Source organism: Achromobacter sp. RTa (assembly GCF_000757485.1).
In the GTDB taxonomy this organism is placed as follows: Bacteria; Pseudomonadota; Gammaproteobacteria; order Burkholderiales; family Burkholderiaceae_B; genus Achromobacter.
The window spans coordinates 40,089-59,116 of record NZ_JPYO01000041.1 but is presented as its reverse complement, the minus strand read 5'-3'; the positions used below and the strand labels follow the sequence as shown (position 1 = coordinate 59,116).

The following is a 19,028-nucleotide window of genomic DNA, read 5'->3' as shown; positions in this document are numbered from 1 at the left end:
TACCAAAGGTCATGCTAGAGATGCGCCTGCAGTCGCCATCCATGTCCGAACTGCATGCTTTCGTAACGGCGGCGCGCCTGGGCAGCTTCACGCAGGCTGCCGAAACCCTGTGCGTCACGCAGGGCGCGGTCAGTCGGGCCATTTCCCGGCTGGAGGCCCATTTCGGCCAACCGTTGATGCATCGGAACGCCCATGGCCTGACCCTGACCGACACCGGCCGTCGGCTCTATGACGGCGCGCTGGCGCCCTTGCAGGCGATCGAAGCGCTCAGCGCGGAATTGCGTGCGGACGACCGCCGGCTGCGCCTCACGCTATCCACGGTTCCCACGCTGGCCAGCGCCTGGCTGGTGCCGCGCCTGCCGGATTTCCACCGGCGCCACCCCGACATCCAGCTCGGCTTCGCAGCCTACCGCCGCAACGAGGATTTCTCGGGCGCCACGCCCGACGCCAGCATCCTGTCCGGCACGCCCGAGCAATGGCCCGGATGGCAGGCCGACTATGTGATCGGCCGCGAAATGGTCGTGATCTGCCATCCCGGGCGCCTGGCGGCGCGCCGGGCCCAGGGCCTCTGGAGCACACCGGCCGGCCTGCTCGGCGAAGCGCTGCTGTATCACTCCAATGGCGTAGACAACTGGGCGCAATGGTTCGCCGCCGCCGGCGTAGCGCGCGGCTCGGTCAAGCTGTCCAATGGATTCGACCAGGTATCCATACTGGTGCGCGCCGTCATGGCCGACATGGGCATTGCCGTCCTGCAACGCTGCCTGGTGCGCGACGATCTGCTTGCCGGGCGGGTGGCGGCCCCTTTTCCCGAACTGCCCATACGCATTGCCCGCGGCTATCACCTGTGCGCCCCGGCCCAGCGCCGCGATCACTACGCGCTGGCCTGCTTCCGCCAATGGCTGCTGGAAACCGCCGGCCGCGATCCCGACGTGCTGGCCGCGGGATCCGCTTCCTGATCCATGGCCGCCGCGGGAAACACATGGTTTCCCGGTATGCGGGACAAATAATTCAAAATAAAACAGGCTCCTTCCGGAGCCCGTTTCTACTGATGCCGCCCAACGCTCAAGGCGCGAGCTTGAATCCCAGGTCCACACCCCATTTGTCGGTTTCACGCAGCCACTTCGCGCCGCAATTCAAGCAGCGGAAATGGTCTTCGCGGCTTTCTTCCCGCCCTTTCTGCGTAGGATTGGTGAATCCCTGATGTCCGAGTTGGGCGTGCGGCGCAACGCCAGCAAGCCCCGGGTGAATGCGTTGGCAAGCCAAGCACATAACGCTCATTGATGCTTCCCCACAAACATAGTTACTAAATTGTAAGGGATTTCACCAATGCTTTTCTATCAATTTATGTCTATAACGCCACAAAAAATTGTTAACGCCGCAATTAAACAACGCCCGGCAACGCCGAAATGCAGGTAGCGAGGTGATACGGCGAGGTCGAAGGCATGTCTGCGCGCACGACGGCCCCGTCCGCGTCCAGGCATTCGTGCCACCCTCCCGGGTGCAGGAAACGGGCGCGGAAAACGGCAAGGCCGGCTTCCAGCGCCGGCAGGTCGCCCAGCACCGCAAGCACGCGCAGGTATTCGGTCTGGGCCCAGATCCGCCGCGTGTCATCGATGACGGCGCCCGACTCGTCCAGGGCCGCCACCACGCCGCCGGCGTCCACCCCGCGGCTGCGGGACCACTGCACCGCGCGCGGCAGGGATTCCGCCAGGTCCAGGCCTTCGAACACCGGGGCCGTCCCCTGCACCAGCGATAGCCACTCGAATTGGTGCCCGGGCTCCAGGCGGTTGCCTGCACCGCCCTGCCGCTCTTCCGAAATGCACTGCGTGGGCGCGTGCACGAAATGATGGCTGATGCCTTGCGCCAGGCCGCGCAGATGCTGTGCGAACAGCGCCGGTTCCGCTACCTGCGCGGCCGCCAGATACGCTTCGGTCAGGTGCATCATGGGGTTCTGCGCGGGCGGGCGCAACGCCTGGCCCATATCCGGGCTCAGCGCGGCGTGGTACAGGGAATCGGCGGTCTTGAAACGCGCTTCGATGGTCGACGCGGTGGCCAGCATGAGCTTGCGCGCGTCGGCATTGCGGCTGCGGCGGAAATAGGCCGAGCAAGCCAGCACGATGAATGCATGGGTGTAGAGGTCCTGCGTGTCGTCGAGCGGACGCGCCTCGGCGTCGACGCTGTAGCGCCAGCCGCCATGCGCTTCGTTGCGGAATACGCGGCGCAGCGACTCGAACAGAACATCGGCATGCTTGCCTGCCGCGGCGCCCGGCGCCCCGGAAAAAACATACAGTTGGCGCGCGCAGGCCATGGCGCGGTACCGCGCCGCCGGCAGCGGAGCCCCGGTGGCCGAATCCAGCGATTCGAAAGGAAGACCCAATGCGGAATTGAAGCCCTGCCCCGACCACATGGGCAGGACGACGGAATCGAAATGCTCGCGCAATGCGCGTATATGCGCCGCGAGATTTGTGGTGGTCTGTGCGGCAGTCATCTTGGAACGGCGCATGCCCGGCCGGAGCCCCAGGTTTTGGAGCAGCAACGATAACCGAAATTTTCGCCGCAAACCGCTGAGCATTCTCCGAAGCATCATGCACGCACAGACCGGTCCTGCTGATCAACTCCGTCGAGGGCTGGAAGCCCTATCGGAAGATATTTTCCTCTACCCAATTCTGCGCGAAGATTTCCGCGCGGTCGCGTGCTTCGTCCAGCGAAGCGCAGTTGCCCAAGTGGGAGAACGCGGCATCCACTTCAGTGCCGCCCTCGGCCGTTACCGTCAGCAAAACGCCATATCCGCCGGTATCCATGGCCGCCGTGGAAACGTCGATCAGTACTTCCTGGTCACGATGCTGCATGTGCTACCTCCCAGTCGGTTACCTAAACGCGTGAACCACGCGTGACGTTGCGGGACCAGCTTTCCCGCGCAAATGAATAGACCAGCAAACGTCACGCAAGTTCATCTTACTGGCGGCGCGGCGCCGGCGATATGCGGAAAACGACCAAATCGCGCATTCCGTCTCAGGAGATTCCCGTACTCTGTCGCGAATAGTCGCGAATGCGCGAAATACTGCGAAAACATTCGCAAATTGTGCGAAACCTGGCTTTCCAAACGATCAAGGCGCAACAAAACGCGGCAAGAATGCCGGAATGCCTGGGGATGATCGTGCGCCGCGCTCCGGCGGCAGGACTTGCGGGGTTGGCGACGGAGCTATCTCAGATGGATGGCGCCCGGCTCTTCCATGCGCAGGGCAAGCCTGCCCTTGTCCGTAATGAGCCAGCGCCCATCGGCGCCGGCGTGGATGCAACGCAAGGTCTCCAGCGCCGTCGCTACGTGCTCGGGCACCTCGGTCTGCTCGGCGCCTGGCTCGCCGTTGTCAGCGACGATCCGCAACCAATGACCCAATTCGCCCTTCTCGAAACGATGCAATGCCATGCGTGACTCTCTTTAGAACCTTCTAACGATAGCACGCGCGCCGCCCCCGGGCCGCGCGCCTCGCCTTGGCCGTGTCGGCGCCTAGGACAGCAGCTTGGGAACCGCCGATATCAGCAAGGCTACACCCGACGCGGTCAGCAGGCCCAGCACGATGCGGCGGAAGGCCACGTCGCTGATGCCCACGTAGACGCGCGTGCCCCAAAGAGTGGGAAGCAGCATCGCCGGCACGATCAGCGCGAACAGCGGCAGCATGTCGCGGGTGACGACGCCAGTGAATACATAGCTCGCCATGGTCACGACCAGCATCGACAGATTGAAGTTCTGGATGACCGCGCGCTGCACGTCACGGTCGAATCCGCGCAAGGTGCACCACAAGGTCGGAATCACGCCCGTGAATCCGCCGATGCCGCCCATGATCCCGCCCACCGCGCCCACCACGCCGTCGGCCAGGCGTCCCCCCAACGCGATACGCGGCAGCTTGGCCGCGAACAGCATGATCGGACACCAGATCGCCAGCAGCCCTCCGATGAAGGTCTTGAACACCAGAGGATCCAGGTGAGGCAGCAGCTTGACGCCTAGCGGTATGCCGAGCAGCCCGCCCGCGACGAAGGGCAGCAAGTGGCCCACGGCGAACCCGCGGCGCACGGTGAACGCAGCCAGGAGTTGCCCGGTCAGGGCGCCGAACACCACCATCGCGGCCGCAAGCTTCGGGTCCACCGTCCATGCCCAGAACGACATGGCCACCATGCCGAAGCCAAAGCCCGAAAGGCCTTGCACGAAACCCGCGGCCATGGCGCCCACCACGACCAGCACATAAAGAGAATCCATTTCCGCCGCACGCCCGCATGAAGCCGGGCCCTCCCGGCGCATGCCATTCTAGGGCCTGTTTACACCGATTGGGACCACACACGGCCCCGGGCGCGTTCTACGAGGGGCGTAGCAAGAGCGGGCGCTTATGGCGCGCCGCGGCGGCGGACGCGGCGACGCTCGCGCCGATCAAGGCCAGGCCCAGCGCCAGGTCGGCCGAGATGCGCTCGGCGAATGCCAGCGAAGAAACGAGCAACCCGATCACCGGCACGCAAAGCATCGCGATCGAGGTCGCCGCCGGCGGCATCTTCTGCGTCATGCCCAGCACCACGATGAAGGTGAGCGCCGTGGCCAGCGGCCCCGTGTAGAGGATCACAGGCCAGGCTTGCGGCTCGCCAAGGAACGCCGGCGCGCCGTCGCGCATCCATGCAAGCGCCGCGAGCGGCGCCGCAGCGATGGCCGTTTGCCACGGGATCATGTCGGCGCCCAGGCGGACGTGCCGGTTGCCGCGCAACTGGATGATGTTGCAGGCCCAGGCGAAAGACGCGCCCAGCAGCATCGCCAGCCCGATCACGGTATGCGCCTGCCATGGGCTGAAGGCCGGCGCCACGATGACGGCGATGCCCGCATAGCTCAACGCCGTCGCGAGCCACTGCGCCATCGACAGGCGCTCCTTGAGAACCAGCGACGACAGCGGGATCACCCAGATGGAGGTGGCGTACGCAATCACGGACGCGCGTCCGGGCGCCACATATTGCATCGCCCACAACGCCAGCGCGGTAAATGCGCCCATCTGCAGCAGCGCCACGCCCGCCACCAGCGGCAGCTCCTGCCGCGTGGGCAGGCGCAGGCGCCCCAGCAGGCCCAGCACCAGCACGCTGATCGCGGCGGCGGATCCGAAGCGGCTGGCGGCCAGCCATAGCGGGCTCATATGCGCCAGCCCCAGTTTCATGATGGGCCAGTTGCCTCCCCAGATCGCCACCGCGCCCATCAATGGCAAAAACCTGCCCAACACACTTCGCTGACTCATTACTACCCAACCAACCACAGGAATATTCTGCGTTTTGGCCGATTGGCCAAACGATGGAACAGTTTATAGGGTAAACCCCAGCACATTTCACCTCATTCAGCCTGGATAACCGGCATACTCAGCACATCTGAACTGCATCTTGAAGATGCCTAGGTGACTTATGCCGGAAATCAACCTCGACGCCACTGACATCCGCATCCTGAACGAACTCCAGCGCGATGCCCGCCTGACCAATGTCGAGCTGGCCGCACGCGTCAACCTGTCGGCCTCGCCTTGCCTGGCCCGGGTGCGGCGGCTCGAAGCCGAAGGGTTGATCGACCGCCGCGTCACACTGCTCAATGCGCGCAAGCTGGGCCTGAAGGTCAATGTGTTCATCCAGATATCTCTGGACAAGCAGCGCAAGGCCGCCCTGGACGTGTTCGAACGCGAAATCGCCGTCCTGCCCGAAATCATGGAGTGCTATCTGATGTCGGGAGACGCCGACTACCTGATCCGCGCCCTGGTGCCCGATGTCGACGCGCTGGAGCGCCTCATCGTCGAACACATCACCCGCATTCCGGGGGTGGCCAGCATCCGGTCCAGCTTCGCGCTGAAGCAGGTGCTCTACACAACCGCGGTGCCGCTCTCCTGACCCTCCCCGCCCGCCGCTTGCGAGAACGCCCGGCCCAGCCCACAATGAAAGCGCCGCGCGCGGGCCGCCAGGCCCGCGCCGCCCCCTCCCATCGTCTAGCAAGGAGCAAACCATGCCTGAAACCGACTGGTTCCCTGGCGGCACGCTACCCGATCGTCAGGGCTACTTCGAAGTGGAATTCGATACGGGTGAAACCGAAATCACGCGCTACGGCCTATTGGGCTGGGAACCCGGACCGGACCGCGGCCGGATCAAACGCTGGCGGGGCCTCGATCCGAACATCGAAGCCGCCGAAATGCAGCGCGAAAGCGCGGTGCGCGACAACGGCGATTCGCTGATCGGCTGAGCCACCGGCATTGCGCCAGAACAGCAAAACGCCGCGGACGTATCCGCGGCGTTTTGCTTTGCCGATGGGCGCGATCAGAGATCCAGCTTGGAGATCTTCGTGCCGGCCAGCGACACGCCCGCCATCAGGCCGCCATTGTTCATCACGAACCCCACAATCGGCTGCTGCGCCGTATTTGTGTCGATGCGCCCGTTGGCGCCGATATTGACGACCGCGACCGTGGCGTCGGCGCCCACGGTCCAGCCGCTGCTGTTGCGGAATTTATTAAGCGCCTCGTCAGTCATGAACAGCAACACCATCGCCTTGGATTGCGCGCCGGCCTGGAAGCCGATCGAACCCGCCGTCGTGCTGTAGTAGCCGGCGTTCGCGCCCCCAACCCGCAGGACGCCCTTGCCGTGCTCCGCCCCGACGATGAAGCTGCCGCTCAGCACGTCAGGAAAGACCAGCACGCCCTTCGCGCGCGCAACCAGGTCCTTGGACTGGGGCGAGGCCTGGTAGAGCTTGCCCAGCGTCGCATCCGCCGCGCTGCTGAGCGATTGCCGCTGCTCGGACGCGGTTGCGGCGGACTTGGGACTGGTGGTGGTGCAGCCGGCGAACAGCAAGCCAGCCGCGCCGATCGTCACGGCAGCCAGGCCGGCGCGACGCAAGACAGGAAAAGAATCAAACATGGAATTCTCCTTGTTGATGGCACCTTCCACCAATGTACCGGGCAAATCCATCAACGCAAGGCACACGATTGTGCCAAACGCAACAAAACCTGCCGGATGCCGGTTTCCGTCCGTCTATGCGGCGCTGCGCAACCGCCGCAATACATCTTATATTTCGTTCTGCAATCTTCTTCGCCAGTTAGACCACACACGCAATCACCGCAAGAGACGAAAGAACAGACGCCCCAACAGTTCACCACCATGACGTCCGAGCGCCTGGCGTTGTACAAAGATCTGATAGACCGCGCCGGCATCCGTCCTGAATAGGCCCTACTCCCATGAACAATCCCGCTTTCGAACCCGACACCGCCCCGCTGGAAGTCCTGCCGCGCAACCTCGCGGCCTATCGCGAAGGCAATGTAGGCATTCCCTACGTCCATCGTTTCGAGTCGGGCCTGCCTGGCCCGCACGCGCTGATCAACGCCATCACGCATGGCAACGAGATCTGCGGCATGGTCGCCGCCGCCCATCTGCTTGACACCGGCGTGCGGCCCAAGATCGGCACGCTGACGGTCAGCTTCGCGCATGTCGAGGCCTACGAGGCCTTCGACATCGAGAATCCCTACGAAAACCGCCAACTGGTGCACAACCTGAACCGCATCTGGTCGGCCGACATGCTGGATGGTCCGGAAGACAGCCCCGAACTGCGGCGCGCCCGGGAACTGCGCCCCGTGCTGGACGCCGCCGACTATGTGCTGGACATCCACTCCACGCGCGCCCCGGTGCAGCCGTTCTGGGTCTATACGGAAATGGACCGCAACACCGCGCTCGCCAGCGCCGTCGGCGCGCCGCAGGTCCACCTCGTCATGCCTCCGGGCATATTTCCCGGCACGGGCGTCATGGGCTATGGCCGCCATGGCGATCCGGACTCCGACAGCGGCGGCTCGCTGGTGGTCGAATGCGGCCAGCACTTCTCGCAGTCCGCCGCCGCGCTGGCTACCGACGTGACGCTGCGATTCCTGGCGCACCTGGGGCTGATCGACACGCCGGCGGGCACGCCGCCGCCCCCGGCGCCGCGCCGCTACCGGCTTCTGGAGGTGCACATGGTGAAATCGGCGGACTTCACCTTCACGCGACCGGTCATCGGCTTCGAGACCTACGCCAAGGGCGAACTCATCGCCATGAACGGCACCGAGGAAATCCGCTCGCCCTGCGACGACTGCACGATCTTCATGCCCACGCGCATGCCCATCGTCGGGCGCGAAGCGGTGTACCTGACCGTGGCGGTCTGACTGCCGGCAAGCGCCTGGGGCCGCGGCCCTTCAATGATCCGGGATCAGGCGCTTGCCCAGGCTGATGACTTCGTCCTGCCGGAATCCCAGCGTTCCATAGAAATCCTTCACCGCGACGTTGCTGGAGCGGATCAACAGATTGATCTTGGGGCATCCCATCTCCAGCAACCTGCGCTCCACGGCCCGCATGAGCGCGGTCGCGTAGCCCCGGCGCTGATGCGCCGGCGAAACCGCCAGGTAATTGATCCAGGCGCGGTGGCCGTCATAGCCGCCCATCAGCGTCCCGACGATCCCCCCTCCCGTTTCGCCCACCAGGAACAGCTCGGACTGCACCATCAGTTTGCGGGCGATGTCCTTGCGCGGATCGTTCCACGGACGCGTCAGGCCGCAGTCATGCCACAGCTGGATGATCGCGGCCTCGTCCGAAGAATGGTAGGGCCGGATGGATAGGTCTTGAGAGCTCATGTTTCGTTCCTTCGATGATGGAAACGAAAGCCTTGCGATACGCCTCGATAGCGGGAAGAACGGACCGAAAACACAAAAGCCACGAGGAGCATCGTGGCTTTCGGGAAAAGCGCTGAAGGATCAGCGCCCGGGTGCGACCAGCCACTCAACGCAAGCGTCGAGTGATTCGTCGATTGAAGGCGCCGGCGGGCGGCGCGAAATGCGGTGCTTCCATGAACGCAAGCATACAGGAGGCGCGCGCGGCCGCCAACAAAGCGTTGCAGCCTTCAGGCCTCGGCGGGCGCCGGCAAGGTCCCCTCCATGACTACCACGGCCTGGCCGGCCACGCCTGCCCATACTCCATCCGCCCGCGGTTCGGCATGCGCGGACAGCAGGCTGGCACGGCCCATGTCCACACCCTGGCCCACGCGCAGACGCAACAGGCCGCCGCCGCGCAAGGCCGCGCGCAGCGCCGTGACGGCCGCCGTCGCGCTGCCCGTGGCCGGGTCCTCCGTCATGCGGCCGGTGAACATGCGGGCCTGGATGTCGGTCTCCGGTTCGGCCTCGGTGTCCGTGGTGTAGGCATAGATGGATTTGGCGCCATCCAGCGGCAGCAAGGCCGCGTAGCCCTGCGCATCGGGCGCCGCGCGCCGCAATGCGTCGCGGCTTGCCAGTTGCACGACCAGAAACGTCAGCCCTACCGACACGACCTGAGGCGGATGCGCGGACGTATCGATATCCGCCGGGTCGAGCGTCAATGCCCGCGCCACCGCCGTTGTCGGCGCCACGCCTGCTCGCTCAAGCGGCCTGGGCGCGATCAGCTCCGCCTCCTGCGCCTCTTGCGCGCCAGCCTTGAGCGCTATGCGAACCAGGCCCGCCTCTTCTTCGAACACAAGGCTTTCGGGCACCGTCCCGCCCGCCGCCCTCCACTCGCGCGCGAGCACGATCGCGGTGCCCACGTTCGGATGCCCGGCAAAGGGAACCTCCCGGTCCGGCGTGAAGATGCGCACGCATGCGGTGTGGGCGGGGTCCCGCGCAGGCAGGACGAAGCTGGTTTCCGAGTAGTTGAATTCGCGCGCGATGCGCTGCATCTGCGCGGCGCTGAGCCCTTGGGCGTCGAGCACGACCGCCAGCGGATTGCCGCCATACGCGCGGCTGGTGAAAACATCGGCGGTGACATAACGGTAGCGCATGGAACTTCCTCTCTAACCGCGCATGGAAGGCGCGGCGACCGGAAAAGTGTGCCCGGACAGACGGCCTGCGCGCCAGACACAGAGCGGCGGAATCGGAGCCGTAACAGGAAGCGGCGCACCTAGGGTAAGCCGCAATTTCCACGCCCAGGCGCTCCACGTACCGTTCCGATAAATATGTTTATCGTACAAAGTCGCAACCAGGAATCGGAGCAGCACGTGGTGTAGCAAAACCAACCCAAGGGGAAGTCGTCATGAAACGTCGCAGCGCGTTGAAACTGATGGGAACCGCGGCCGGCCTGGCCGTGGCAGGCAGAGGCTGGGCCCTTGACGGGCCCTACCCGTCCCGAACGATCAAGATCATTGTCTCTTCCACCCCCGGAAGCGCGACCGATCTTGCCGGCAGGCTGGTCGGCGACCTGCTGTTCGCCAAGTACGGCCAGAGCGTGGTGATCGAGAACCGCGCCGGCGCCGGCGGCGTGATCGGCATGCAGGCCGCCGCCGCGTCCAAGCCGGACGGCTACACCCTGACGACAGGCGGTCTCGGCCACAACGTGCTGCCGCCCGCCACGCTGCGCGGGCTTCCGCTGGACATACCCACGGCCTTGCTGCCCATTGCCCAGGTCGCGGAGTTCGTCAACGCGCTGGTGGTGCGGACCGACCACCCCGCCAACTCGGTGCCTGAACTCGTCGAATACCTGCGCGCCAGCAAGCGCAAACCGCTATACGGCAGCAATGGCGTCGGCAGCTCGTCGCAGATGACCGCGGAGTTGTTCGCCATGCGCACCGGCCTGAAATTCGACCACGTTCCCTACAAGGGCGCGGCCGACGCCCTGCTGGGCACGGCCAACGGCGACCTGGACATCTGTTTCATGAACCTTCCGCCGACGCTGGCCATGGTGGAAGGCAAGCGCCTGAAGGCCCTGGCCGTCACCAGCGCCTACCGGGCGCGGCAGTTGCCCGACGTGCCCACCATGCAGCAGCAGGGCATGAAGGATTTCGACGTGACCAGCTGGCTGGGCATGTATGCCCCCGCCAAGGTCGATCCCGCCATCATCGCCCAGCTTTCGCAGACTATCGTCAGCGGCCTTGCCACGCCCGAATTCCAGGCCCGCATCATCGGCGCGGGGTTCGAGCCCAAGCTGCGCAACTCGGCGGAGTTCCAGGCGTTTTCGGCGGCGGAGTTCAAACGCTGGAGCGAAGTCGCCCAGCGGGCCGGCATCGTGGTCGCCTACGGCGGCAAGTAATCCTGCGAAAACGGGCAGGAACGCCTCGTAGGGCGTCCCTGCCCGTCCCGCTCTTCGCTGGCGATCAGGCGCGCGCCTGCCACACCTGCGGATTGACCATGGCTTGCGGCGTCCGCCCGGCCAGCGCATCCAGCAGGTTGGCCACGGCCAGATCGATCATGGCCCGCCGCGTTTCATGGGTGGCGCTGCCCACATGCGCCTGCAGCACCACGTTCGGCAGTTCGCACAAGGGGCTGGACGGCGGCAGCGGCTCCTGTTCCATGACGTCCAGGCCAGCACCGGCGATCGTGCCGGCCCGCAGCGCCTCGACCAGCGCCGCCTCGTCCAGCACAGGCCCCCGCGCCGTATTGATGATGTAGGCCGTCGGCTTCATCAGGCCGAACTCCCGCTTGCCCACGGAATGGCGAGTTTCGGCGGACAAGGGAATATGGACGCTGAGCACGTCCGACGACTTGAATAGCTCGTCGCGCGCGACATAAGCGGCCAGGCTTCCCACCGACGGATCCTCGCGGCGGTTGTGGTAGATCACCTTCATGTCGAACGCCTGCGCGGTGCGCGCCACCACCTTGCCGATGCGGCCCATGCCGAGCAGCCCCAGCGTCTTGCCGCGGATATCGGTGGTCAGGGGAAAGGCGCCCTTCGTCCAGGCGCCGCTGCGCACGAACGCATCGCCGGCCACGAGGTTGCGGGCCAGGCAGAGCATCAGGCCGATCGTGACGTCCGCCACTGCGCCGTCCAACACCCCCGGCGTATTGCAGATAAGCACGCGGCGTCCCGTGGCGGCTTCCAGATCGACGTTGTCGAAACCGACCGCGAAATTGGAGCTGACGGCAAGCGCGGGAAAGGCGTCGAGCAAGGCCTGGTCCACCCGGGTGCGGACGGTGCAGACCATGCCTGCGACCTGGGGACGGACCTCCGTGGGCACGGCTTCGGCGGGGTTCTGCCCCACCGGCACGTCGATGATCTCGCAGACGGCGGCGACGCGCTCTCGTAAGTCGGCCGGCAGCGGCGCGGACACGATGATTTTGGGCTTTTGGTTCATTGCGGCTCCATGAAGGTCAGGGTTCGATCGATTCGACGTCGGTGGCGAACACTTGTTGTTCACCGGCATCGACCAGGGAGGAATCCGTGGGATGGTCCAGGTAGCGGACGATCAGCCAGAATCCGTCCTGAGGGTTCTCTACGATCTCTGCAACGGCGCCGTCGGCCATGCGCACGCGCACGCCGGGCTGCAGATCGACGAGGTTGATGGACTTGTTGTCGGCCATGTCGGCGGCTCCTTGCGATAACCGCGGCTACAGCTCGAGCTGCTCCGACGGCACCCGCAGGCGGATGCCGTCCAGCTCGGGCCTCATGATCACCTGGCAGGACAGGCGGCTGGTGGCGCACCGCTCCGGCACCACCTCCAGCAGCGCCTCTTCGGCCATGCCGGGCGGGTCGAGCCTGTCGAACCAGGCCGCGTCGACCTGGACATGACAGGTGCCGCAGATGGCGCCGCCGCCGCACTCGGCAACGATGCCTTCCAGGCCGTCGCGCCGCGCAGCCTCCATCAGCGACCAGTCATCGGGAACGTCCAGCACCTGTTCGGCGCCGTCCGGCAATTCGAATACTGCTGAGGGCATGTCGACCACCTTTTTCAAGCAACGATTTCCGGCGTGCCGATGCGCGGCACGCCCTTGATGAATTCAACCGGGCTGTCCACCGCTTCGATCGCGGCCAGGCGGCCCTCCTGATAGCGTTCCACCAGCCATCCCTTGGCCGTGGGCAAAAGCACGTCGCGGCTGGGCTGCGCCGGATTCACCAGGCCCGCCATCTGCAGGCGCCGCCCGTGCTGCTCGGACCAGAAGGTGGGCGGCCGTGGCGCCGGCGGGCTCTTGCCGGCAATGGCGGCGGCCGCAATGCGCGCCTGCGCCAGCGCGTTCTGCACGCTTTCTATGCGCGCGTGGCGCTGCAGTTCGCCGCGAAAGGCGCTGGCGCAATCGCCGATCGCGTAGACGCCCGGCGCGGACGTCCGGCAGCATTCGTCCACCACGACGCCATCCAGGCAGATCAGGCCGGACGCCTCGGCCACGGCGGTCTCGGCGATGGCGCCGATCGACACCAGGACCAGGTCGGCGTCCACCGAGGATCCATCGGCCAGGTGCGCGCGCCAGCCCGCATCGGCGCGCTCCCAGCGCACGACCGCCGCGCCGTGCCGGATCTCGATGCCGGCGTCGCGATGAATGGAACCCATGCGTTCGGCGGTCGGTTCGGACACCTTTCCGCCCATGACGCTGCCGCCCTGCTCCAGCACCAGGACCTCGGCTCCCAGCTTGCGCGCCGAACAGGCCGCCTCCAGGCCCAGGTATCCCGCGCCAAGCACCAGCAGGCGGCAGCCGGGCCGCAACGCCATGCGCAGGCGGCGCGCGTCCTCCAGGCCTCGCACCGCGTAAACGCCCTCGCCCGCCACGCCGGCGATGCCGCGCGCCCGCGCTCCGGTGGCAAGCACGCAGTGCTCATAGCTCACGCGGCGCCCGGATCGCGTGTGCAGGACGCGCCCTTCCGTGTCCAACCGTTCCACGGGATCGCCCGCCACGATGGTCACGCGCAGCTTCTCATACGCGCCATCGGCGCGCAGGGCGATGCGCTCTTCGCTGGTGGCGCCCGTCAGCAAGGCCTTGGAGAGCGGCGGCCGCTCGTAGGGCGCGTGCCCCTCGGCGCCGAACAGCGCCACGTCGCCTTCGATGCCGGCGGCGCGCAGCGCCCAGGCGCATTCGACGCCCGCATGTCCCGCGCCGATGATGGCCGTATGCACGTGGCTCAGGCGAGAAATATCTTCCATGCCGCTCATGCTCCGAACTTCAGGGATACATTGGCGCGCCCCGCCACCTGCTTCCAGCGCGCCAGTTCGGCGCGGTTCAATTCGGCGAAAGCCTCGGCCGACGAGGCCTTGGGCTCGAAGCCCGCCGCGCTCAATGTCTCGCGCGAAGAGGCCTGGGCCATGCCTTCCTGCAAGGCCGCGCTCAGGGCCTGGACCACGGCCGGCGGCATGCCGGCAGGCCCATACAGGCCCAGCCAGCTGGTCACGTCGAAATCCGCCACGCCCTGCTCGGCCATGGTGGGCACGTCCGGCAACTGCTTGCTGCGATAGCTGCTGGTGACCGCGATCGCCCGGATCGAGCCCTTGCGGATCAGCCCCATCACGGGCGGCAGGTTGCTGAAGCTGAAATCCAGGTTGCCGTTCACCACATCGATCAGCATTTCGCCGCTGCCCTTGTACGGCACGTGCAGCAGGTTCGCGCCCGTGCGCTGCGCAAAAAACGCGGTGGTCAGGTGCACCGACGTGCCTATGCCGTTGGACCCGTAATTCAATCCATCCTTGCTGCGGGCGCGGGCCGCGGCGATCAGATCGTCGACGCTGCGGATCGGCGAGTCCGCGCGCACGATCAGCACATTGATGAACTCGGCCATCTGGCCGATCGGCGTGAACGCGCGGGACATGTCCAGCGGCAGGCCGGTGACGGTGGCCATGGGCAGGACCATGCCGCCCAGCCCGTTGAGGAGCAGCGTGTAGCCGTCCGGCGGCGCCGCCGCGACCTGCTGGCTGCCTATCATGCCGTTGGCGCCTGGCCGGTTCTCCACGACCACGGGCTGCCCGAACTTCTTGCCGAGGATCTCGCCCGCCAGACGCCCGGCCACGTCCGTAACGCCTCCTGGCGGGTACGGCACGATCAGGCGCATCGGCTTGGAAGGGAATGCCGCCTCGGCGGATCGCGCCGCAGCGGCCGTGCCCATCGCGGCCGCGGCGGCGATGGCTTTCAGTACAGTACGTCTATGCATGCTGCGACTCCAGGTATGGGCGCGCCACGCCCTCAGCGGACGCGCCCTGATCGGAAGGAAAACCATCGAACTCCGGCGAGCGGGCCGGCGCCGAAAAGCCGTGCGCTAGAAAAAGATCGTGAGCGCCTTGGAAAGCAGGACATTCTGGTCCAGGTGGATCTCCCGCGAGAGCACCTTCCAGCGTCCGTCGCGGCGGCGCAGCACGTCTTCGCGCTTGCCGACGAACAGGCTGACCTCCGCCTGCAGGCGGTTCTGGTAGATCAGGAAGCGCGAGCGCACCCGGACACGCTCCCCCCCGCCCTCGTCGGGCGTCACCTCCAGCACTCGGATATTGGTCACCAGATGGGACACCCGCGAGGCCGGCTCCTCGGCCCAATGGATGCCCGTCCGGATCTGCGCCACCCGTTGCCGCAACGTGTCGATGCCTTCGTCGAACCACGCGGCGTCGCTCTTGCCCGAATACTCCTGCGCCATGGCGTCGCGGCGCACGTTACGCGTGAGCGGCATGCGGTAGCTGATGTCCTCGTCCAGCAGCTCCAGCCAGGCATCGAACTCGCGGTGATCCAACAGATCCGCCTCATGGTGCATGAAACGCTGCACCTGCCACCAGATCTGCATATCGTCGATGCTGGAATCCAGGGCCGCGACGGACGCTTTGTCGGTGGGCGCGTTCATGCCGCCTTCTCCTGGGCGCGCGCGGCGCCGGCCATCAGCTCGTCCCAGGACAAGCCGTTCATGAATTGCGCCCAGCGGCGGTAATAGATGCGGGCGTTCTCTTCCGTGTACTCGCCATTGACTGCGCAGCCGGGAATTTCCGGCACCGGTTCGGCATGCCCCACGCCCATCTGGTAGTTGAAAAAGAGTTCGCGCGACATGGTGCCCATGCTGGCCTCGGTGGCGCCGGTCCAGTTCTCCATATCGTCCGACTCGGTCATGCCGCCCGGGCCCGAATAGCGCAGGAAGTAATGGCGCGCCGCTTCCTTGACCGCCTCGGGCGCATCCTTGTCCACCAGGTACATGCGCCACATTTCCATTTCGGTGGGGCTGATCGGGTGGAACACCGCCAGGGTGCGGGGCTGACGCCCGTGGAAGGACATGTTCGGGAAAATCGTGCCGACGCTGGTCTGCACGCGCATGGCCGAACCCAGCGTGCGTTCGCGGCGCTCATGCACCTCGCGGTAATACGCTTCGACTTCCGGATAGCGCGCATACTGCGGCGCGTATGGCCCTTCCTCGTAGAAGGGCAGCCGCCCCAGCAGCCCATGCCCCAGTTCGGGGAAACAGATGGCCGAACGCGTCGCCGAAGGATCTCGCCGCCCCCTTCCGCCCCCCGGGCCGATGCCGACGATATCCACGGAACGATGGCTGATGTCGTGGTACAGGTCGCCGATGAAATTCTCCGGCGCGAATTTCCAGTTGCACTTGACCCGCCACTTCTGCACGCCGCCGATGACCTCGGAGCCCCCGGCGCTGCCGTCGCGATGGTCCAGGGCCGCATCGAGATACAGCCGCATGTTGCCCAGATAATCGAGGAACGGCGGCGCATCCGGATCCCACGTCGCCCACACGGCGCCCTTGTAGTTGACCACCTTCGCGACCGTCTTCAGGCCCCACTGCTTCTTGTCCAGCTCGCCCTTGTAATGCGTGGCGTGTCCCGGCACGCCAACGAGCTCGCCCGGCCGTTCCACCAGCTTGCCGTCGGTGGAAAAGCTCCACCCGTGATACGGACAGGTGAAGGTCCGGTTGTTACCGTGATCGTAGCGGCACAGCTTCATGCCGCGGTGCGCACAGCTGTTGAGCATGACCTGGATCTGGCCCTGCCGGTCGCGGGTCAGGATCACGGACTCCGTGCCCATCCGCGAGACGAAATAGTCGTCCGGATTGGGCACCAGGCTTTCGTGCCCCACGAACAGCCAGGCCCGCGAAAATACTTGCCGCAGTTCCTGCTGGAAGATCTCGTCATCGACGAAGATGGAACGGCTGATCAGTCCTTCATCCGCGCGCACCAGTTCGTCTATCGTTTTACGCCCCATCGCCACTTCCCCTTGGAGATTGCCCGCAATCGGGGGGCTACGGCTTGTCCGCCGTGGCCGCCGCCGTGCGCAGTCGTGCTTCCGTGTTGTCGACGTGCGTGCGCGCCTGCTGACGCGCAAGCTCCACATCGCCTTTCTCTATGGCGGCGAACAGCGCCTCGTGCTCCTTTTGCGCCTGGGCGCCGCGGCCGGCGATCTTGGCCGACCGTGAACGCGAAACACGCAGGTTCTTCTTGAGCAGCACCGCCAGGAAATCGAAGAAATTCAGGTAATGTTCATTGCGGGTCGCCCGCGCCACGCAACGGTGGAACTCCATGTCGGCATCCACGCCGACCGCCACGTCCCCCGTGGCGATCGCATCGCCCATCTTGCGCAAGGCCCGGCGCATGGCGGCCAGGTCTTCCTCGCTGCGCCGCTGCGCCGCGAGCTGCGCGGCCTCGATCTCGAAGCCCCGGCGCAGTTCGACGATGCGCAGCACCTGGTCGGCGTCGCCGATATCCGCGGCCTGCATGCGCAGCACGGACGGCCGCGCCGTCTGCATGACGGTCAAGCCGCGGCCTTGCTTGCTCTGCACGATGCCATCGCCCTTCAGGCGCGAAACCGCTTCACGCAGCACGGTGCGCGAAACGCCCATGCGGGTGGCGATGATCTGTTCCGGCGGCAGCACTTCGCCGACCCGGTAGTCTCCGCTGGTAATCTCTTCCAGCAGCATTTCGGTGACGCGGTCGGTCAGATTGGGCTCCGACTGGACCGGCGCGACCGAGTCTTTTTTCAACAGTGATCGAGAAGCTGAAGTAGGCATAAGGAAGTTTCTGTCCGAAAACGTTCATCATTGCCAGCCCGCGTTGCCTCGGCTGTGTGCGCCGGGCGCGAGGCGTCGGCGTTGAAAATATGATAATCGTATAAAAAATCGGACGGATACTAGGGAAAGCGCGGATGCCCCGGCCCGGACGGTAAGCCGCTAGACTATGGCGGCCCGCCGCAATCCGATTCCTCCATCGCGCTGCGGATTGCGCACCACAGGACCCCGTCATGGCCAGCAGCCCGCGTACCTATTTCCTGAACCGCCTGCCGTCCGGCGAGCTCGCGCGCATCCTGCTCGGCCATGAACGGTTCTTCCTGGAAAACGTCGGCGACATGAATGGAACCTTGGCGGCGATCGAGGCGCATTGCCGGGAACATGGCCTGACGAGCCGGGTGTGCAAAAAGCCCTACAACCCCGGTCTGTCGGCCTGGGACGCGCTTCTCCTCATCCCTGCCTGGACCGGTTTGCTTGCGGCGACGGCCCTGTCTCTCCTGGGCCTGCGCGGCCCGCGCGCGGATCTGGTCATCACTCAGCGCAGCAACAGCCTGCTCGAAATACGCTATCGCACCCCCCTCGCACGCACTTGACGCAGCGCATCTCGCGGCCGATGCCAGACCGCTACACTATCCCATATATGGGGATGAAAAACATGAGAGACAGTGCCGCGCACGCAGGTGCACTCAGCATCGACGACGCATTGCGCCTGGCGCAAACCTGGGCCGCCGCGCATCACGCGGACGCGGACCGAAGCCGGAACTTCGCCGTCCAATGGCACAAGGACACCCCTGCCGCCAACAGGCGCGGCGACGCCTTGCTCCGGGACCTGGAATTCTTTTTCCGGGCGGCCGCAAAGGACGCCGCCTACTGGCAGTCGGTCGGCGACTTTTCCGAAGAAGCCACGGGCGTCTGGGGCGTGCAGGCGCTCAAGGCGCTGGCCGGCCTGAATGCCGTGGGTTTGCTGGCGGCGGCGATTCTTTTGGCGGCGCGTGGCGGCTCTGCCTACACCGCCGGCGCGATCGGCGCCTGTAGCCTGTTCCTGGCGGGCGTGCTCCTCGCCTATCCCGCGCTCAGGCTCATACGGATATCCCGCAGCCGCGCCAATGCCGCCGCCGCGTCCCAAAGCCGGGAGGCGGGCAGCGCGTCGACGTGGGAGCAGCTCCGGTCCGCGAACGACGCCAATCCCAATGTGGGCCGCAAGGAGCGCAAGCTGGCCGTCCGGCTGGCGGCGGCCATGGCCGTCACCGCCACGATAGGCTGCGCCGTGCTGGTGACGGCGGTCTGGCTCTAGCGTCCCGCGGCAGCGGCCACGG

25 protein-coding genes are annotated in these 19,028 nt (G+C 65.9%); 8 read left to right on the top strand and 17 right to left on the bottom strand.

Going from position 1 to position 19,028, the window contains the following annotated elements; all coding sequences use genetic code 11:
- Positions 1-20 precede the first annotated feature (20 nt).
- Positions 21-956 carry a LysR substrate-binding domain-containing protein gene (locus JL37_RS15860; RefSeq protein WP_043545255.1) on the top strand — a complete coding sequence of 312 codons (936 nt, stop codon included), beginning with the start codon at positions 21-23 and terminating at the stop codon, positions 954-956.
- Positions 957-1,062: 106 nt separating this feature from the next.
- On the opposite strand, the gene JL37_RS31065 is transcribed toward JL37_RS15860, so the two are convergent.
- From JL37_RS31065 to JL37_RS15835, 6 genes are all read right to left on the bottom strand, one after another.
- A complete protein-coding gene (locus JL37_RS31065; protein WP_081955082.1) occupies positions 1,063-1,278 on the bottom strand; it encodes a hypothetical protein in 216 nt (71 codons plus the stop codon).
- A 103-nt stretch (positions 1,279-1,381) separates the two neighbouring features.
- The gene (locus tag JL37_RS15855) at positions 1,382-2,488 is read right to left on the bottom strand and encodes an AGE family epimerase/isomerase (protein ID WP_043545773.1); all 1,107 of its coding nucleotides are present in this window, start codon (positions 2,486-2,488) and stop codon (positions 1,382-1,384) included.
- A 148-nt stretch (positions 2,489-2,636) separates the two neighbouring features.
- Positions 2,637-2,849, bottom strand: coding sequence for a hypothetical protein (locus JL37_RS15850; protein ID WP_006218759.1), 213 nt, complete (start codon positions 2,847-2,849; stop codon positions 2,637-2,639).
- Positions 2,850-3,202: 353 nt separating this feature from the next.
- A complete protein-coding gene (locus JL37_RS15845; RefSeq protein ID WP_043545254.1) occupies positions 3,203-3,427 on the bottom strand; it encodes a hypothetical protein in 225 nt (74 codons plus the stop codon).
- An 81-nt stretch (positions 3,428-3,508) separates the two neighbouring features.
- A complete protein-coding gene (locus JL37_RS15840) occupies positions 3,509-4,255 on the bottom strand; it encodes a sulfite exporter TauE/SafE family protein (RefSeq protein ID WP_043545252.1) in 747 nt (248 codons plus the stop codon).
- A 97-nt stretch (positions 4,256-4,352) separates the two neighbouring features.
- A complete protein-coding gene (locus JL37_RS15835) occupies positions 4,353-5,264 on the bottom strand; it encodes a DMT family transporter (RefSeq protein ID WP_043545251.1) in 912 nt (303 codons plus the stop codon).
- 160 nt (positions 5,265-5,424) lie between these two features.
- Here JL37_RS15835 and JL37_RS15830 point away from each other — a divergent pair, with 160 nt between their 5' ends.
- Positions 5,425-5,895 (top strand): Lrp/AsnC family transcriptional regulator, encoded by a 471-nt coding sequence (locus JL37_RS15830; protein ID WP_043545250.1) that lies wholly within the window; start codon positions 5,425-5,427, stop codon positions 5,893-5,895.
- 112 nt (positions 5,896-6,007) lie between these two features.
- Positions 6,008-6,241 carry a hypothetical protein gene (locus JL37_RS15825; RefSeq protein ID WP_043545249.1) on the top strand — a complete coding sequence of 78 codons (234 nt, stop codon included), beginning with the start codon at positions 6,008-6,010 and terminating at the stop codon, positions 6,239-6,241.
- A gap of 74 nt (positions 6,242-6,315) precedes the next feature.
- Here the strand turns inward: JL37_RS15825 and JL37_RS15820 are convergent, their stop codons facing one another.
- Positions 6,316-6,909 (bottom strand): YSC84-related protein, encoded by a 594-nt coding sequence (locus JL37_RS15820; RefSeq protein ID WP_043545770.1) that lies wholly within the window; start codon positions 6,907-6,909, stop codon positions 6,316-6,318.
- Between JL37_RS15820 and JL37_RS30515 the strand changes: the two genes are divergently transcribed.
- Together JL37_RS30515 and JL37_RS15815 are read left to right on the top strand one after the other, a co-directional pair.
- The gene (locus tag JL37_RS30515) at positions 6,908-7,153 is read left to right on the top strand and encodes a hypothetical protein (protein WP_156124323.1); all 246 of its coding nucleotides are present in this window, start codon (positions 6,908-6,910) and stop codon (positions 7,151-7,153) included. The two genes, JL37_RS15820 and JL37_RS30515, sit on opposite strands and share 2 nt — an antisense overlap.
- Before the next feature lie 73 nt (positions 7,154-7,226).
- A complete protein-coding gene (locus JL37_RS15815; RefSeq protein ID WP_043545248.1) occupies positions 7,227-8,180 on the top strand; it encodes a succinylglutamate desuccinylase/aspartoacylase family protein in 954 nt (317 codons plus the stop codon).
- Positions 8,181-8,210: 30 nt separating this feature from the next.
- On the opposite strand, the gene JL37_RS15810 is transcribed toward JL37_RS15815, so the two are convergent.
- Both JL37_RS15810 and JL37_RS15805 read right to left on the bottom strand, forming a co-directional pair.
- Positions 8,211-8,645 (bottom strand): GNAT family acetyltransferase, encoded by a 435-nt coding sequence (locus tag JL37_RS15810; RefSeq protein WP_043545246.1) that lies wholly within the window; start codon positions 8,643-8,645, stop codon positions 8,211-8,213.
- A 266-nt stretch (positions 8,646-8,911) separates the two neighbouring features.
- On the bottom strand, positions 8,912-9,817 hold the full coding sequence (locus JL37_RS15805; RefSeq protein WP_043545245.1) for a PhzF family phenazine biosynthesis protein: 906 nt from the start codon (positions 9,815-9,817) through the stop codon (positions 8,912-8,914).
- A gap of 251 nt (positions 9,818-10,068) precedes the next feature.
- Here JL37_RS15805 and JL37_RS15800 point away from each other — a divergent pair, with 251 nt between their 5' ends.
- Positions 10,069-11,061, top strand: coding sequence for a tripartite tricarboxylate transporter substrate binding protein (locus JL37_RS15800; RefSeq protein ID WP_043545244.1), 993 nt, complete (start codon positions 10,069-10,071; stop codon positions 11,059-11,061).
- Between the two features lie 64 nt (positions 11,062-11,125).
- Here the strand turns inward: JL37_RS15800 and JL37_RS15795 are convergent, their stop codons facing one another.
- From JL37_RS15795 to JL37_RS15760, 8 genes are all read right to left on the bottom strand, one after another.
- Complete coding sequence (locus JL37_RS15795; protein WP_043545243.1) at positions 11,126-12,103, bottom strand: 2-hydroxyacid dehydrogenase; 978 nt, start codon at positions 12,101-12,103, stop codon at positions 11,126-11,128.
- 16 nt (positions 12,104-12,119) lie between these two features.
- Entirely contained in the window at positions 12,120-12,329 is a 210-nt protein-coding gene (locus JL37_RS15790) for a hypothetical protein (protein ID WP_043545242.1), read from the bottom strand.
- A 27-nt stretch (positions 12,330-12,356) separates the two neighbouring features.
- The gene (locus tag JL37_RS15785) at positions 12,357-12,683 is read right to left on the bottom strand and encodes a 2Fe-2S iron-sulfur cluster-binding protein (protein ID WP_043545769.1); all 327 of its coding nucleotides are present in this window, start codon (positions 12,681-12,683) and stop codon (positions 12,357-12,359) included.
- Between the two features lie 14 nt (positions 12,684-12,697).
- Positions 12,698-13,882: an NAD(P)/FAD-dependent oxidoreductase gene (locus JL37_RS15780; RefSeq protein WP_231570358.1), complete on the bottom strand. Its 1,185-nt coding sequence runs from the start codon at positions 13,880-13,882 to the stop codon at positions 12,698-12,700.
- A 5-nt stretch (positions 13,883-13,887) separates the two neighbouring features.
- Positions 13,888-14,880 (bottom strand): tripartite tricarboxylate transporter substrate binding protein, encoded by a 993-nt coding sequence (locus JL37_RS15775; RefSeq protein ID WP_043545240.1) that lies wholly within the window; start codon positions 14,878-14,880, stop codon positions 13,888-13,890.
- A 105-nt stretch (positions 14,881-14,985) separates the two neighbouring features.
- On the bottom strand, positions 14,986-15,555 hold the full coding sequence (locus JL37_RS15770; protein ID WP_052097259.1) for a 3-phenylpropionate/cinnamic acid dioxygenase subunit beta: 570 nt from the start codon (positions 15,553-15,555) through the stop codon (positions 14,986-14,988).
- Positions 15,552-16,913, bottom strand: a complete 1,362-nt coding sequence (locus tag JL37_RS15765; protein ID WP_043545239.1) for an aromatic ring-hydroxylating dioxygenase subunit alpha — start codon at positions 16,911-16,913, stop codon at positions 15,552-15,554. Before JL37_RS15765 ends, JL37_RS15770 begins: the two co-directional genes overlap by 4 nt.
- A 37-nt stretch (positions 16,914-16,950) precedes the next feature.
- Positions 16,951-17,688: a FadR/GntR family transcriptional regulator gene (locus tag JL37_RS15760; RefSeq protein WP_043545238.1), complete on the bottom strand. Its 738-nt coding sequence runs from the start codon at positions 17,686-17,688 to the stop codon at positions 16,951-16,953.
- A 257-nt stretch (positions 17,689-17,945) separates the two neighbouring features.
- On the opposite strand from JL37_RS15760, the gene JL37_RS15755 reads away from it, so the two are divergent.
- Both JL37_RS15755 and JL37_RS15750 read left to right on the top strand, forming a co-directional pair.
- A complete protein-coding gene (locus tag JL37_RS15755) occupies positions 17,946-18,305 on the top strand; it encodes a hypothetical protein (RefSeq protein ID WP_043545237.1) in 360 nt (119 codons plus the stop codon).
- Between the two features lie 62 nt (positions 18,306-18,367).
- Positions 18,368-19,006: a hypothetical protein gene (locus JL37_RS15750; RefSeq protein WP_043545236.1), complete on the top strand. Its 639-nt coding sequence runs from the start codon at positions 18,368-18,370 to the stop codon at positions 19,004-19,006.
- The last annotated feature ends 22 nt before the right edge of the window (positions 19,007-19,028 follow it).

Excerpts from the sequence above, each read along its gene's own strand:
- JL37_RS15850 (WP_006218759.1), bottom strand. The coding sequence starts at position 2,849 with ATGCAGCATCGTGACCAGGAAGTACTGATCGACGTTTCCACGGCGGCC.
- JL37_RS15825 (WP_043545249.1), top strand. The coding sequence starts at position 6,008 with ATGCCTGAAACCGACTGGTTCCCTGGCGGCACGCTACCCGATCGTCAG.
- JL37_RS30515 (WP_156124323.1), top strand. The coding sequence starts at position 6,908 with ATGGAATTCTCCTTGTTGATGGCACCTTCCACCAATGTACCGGGCAAA.
- JL37_RS15785 (WP_043545769.1), bottom strand. The coding sequence starts at position 12,683 with ATGCCCTCAGCAGTATTCGAATTGCCGGACGGCGCCGAACAGGTGCTG.
- JL37_RS15755 (WP_043545237.1), top strand. The coding sequence starts at position 17,946 with ATGGCCAGCAGCCCGCGTACCTATTTCCTGAACCGCCTGCCGTCCGGC.
- JL37_RS15780 (WP_231570358.1), bottom strand. The coding sequence starts at position 13,882 with ATGGAAGATATTTCTCGCCTGAGCCACGTGCATACGGCCATCATCGGC.
- JL37_RS15855 (WP_043545773.1), bottom strand. The coding sequence starts at position 2,488 with ATGACTGCCGCACAGACCACCACAAATCTCGCGGCGCATATACGCGCA.
- JL37_RS15810 (WP_043545246.1), bottom strand. The coding sequence starts at position 8,645 with ATGAGCTCTCAAGACCTATCCATCCGGCCCTACCATTCTTCGGACGAG.
- JL37_RS15815 (WP_043545248.1), top strand. The coding sequence starts at position 7,227 with ATGAACAATCCCGCTTTCGAACCCGACACCGCCCCGCTGGAAGTCCTG.
- JL37_RS15835 (WP_043545251.1), bottom strand. The coding sequence starts at position 5,264 with ATGAGTCAGCGAAGTGTGTTGGGCAGGTTTTTGCCATTGATGGGCGCG.
- JL37_RS15765 (WP_043545239.1), bottom strand. The coding sequence starts at position 16,913 with ATGGGGCGTAAAACGATAGACGAACTGGTGCGCGCGGATGAAGGACTG.
- JL37_RS15770 (WP_052097259.1), bottom strand. The coding sequence starts at position 15,555 with ATGAACGCGCCCACCGACAAAGCGTCCGTCGCGGCCCTGGATTCCAGC.
- JL37_RS15750 (WP_043545236.1), top strand. The coding sequence starts at position 18,368 with ATGAGAGACAGTGCCGCGCACGCAGGTGCACTCAGCATCGACGACGCA.
- JL37_RS15800 (WP_043545244.1), top strand. The coding sequence starts at position 10,069 with ATGAAACGTCGCAGCGCGTTGAAACTGATGGGAACCGCGGCCGGCCTG.
- JL37_RS15790 (WP_043545242.1), bottom strand. The coding sequence starts at position 12,329 with ATGGCCGACAACAAGTCCATCAACCTCGTCGATCTGCAGCCCGGCGTG.
- JL37_RS15860 (WP_043545255.1), top strand. The coding sequence starts at position 21 with ATGCGCCTGCAGTCGCCATCCATGTCCGAACTGCATGCTTTCGTAACG.
- JL37_RS15840 (WP_043545252.1), bottom strand. The coding sequence starts at position 4,255 with ATGGATTCTCTTTATGTGCTGGTCGTGGTGGGCGCCATGGCCGCGGGT.
- JL37_RS15820 (WP_043545770.1), bottom strand. The coding sequence starts at position 6,909 with ATGTTTGATTCTTTTCCTGTCTTGCGTCGCGCCGGCCTGGCTGCCGTG.
- JL37_RS31065 (WP_081955082.1), bottom strand. The coding sequence starts at position 1,278 with ATGAGCGTTATGTGCTTGGCTTGCCAACGCATTCACCCGGGGCTTGCT.
- JL37_RS15795 (WP_043545243.1), bottom strand. The coding sequence starts at position 12,103 with ATGAACCAAAAGCCCAAAATCATCGTGTCCGCGCCGCTGCCGGCCGAC.
- JL37_RS15830 (WP_043545250.1), top strand. The coding sequence starts at position 5,425 with ATGCCGGAAATCAACCTCGACGCCACTGACATCCGCATCCTGAACGAA.
- JL37_RS15775 (WP_043545240.1), bottom strand. The coding sequence starts at position 14,880 with ATGCATAGACGTACTGTACTGAAAGCCATCGCCGCCGCGGCCGCGATG.
- JL37_RS15805 (WP_043545245.1), bottom strand. The coding sequence starts at position 9,817 with ATGCGCTACCGTTATGTCACCGCCGATGTTTTCACCAGCCGCGCGTAT.
- JL37_RS15845 (WP_043545254.1), bottom strand. The coding sequence starts at position 3,427 with ATGGCATTGCATCGTTTCGAGAAGGGCGAATTGGGTCATTGGTTGCGG.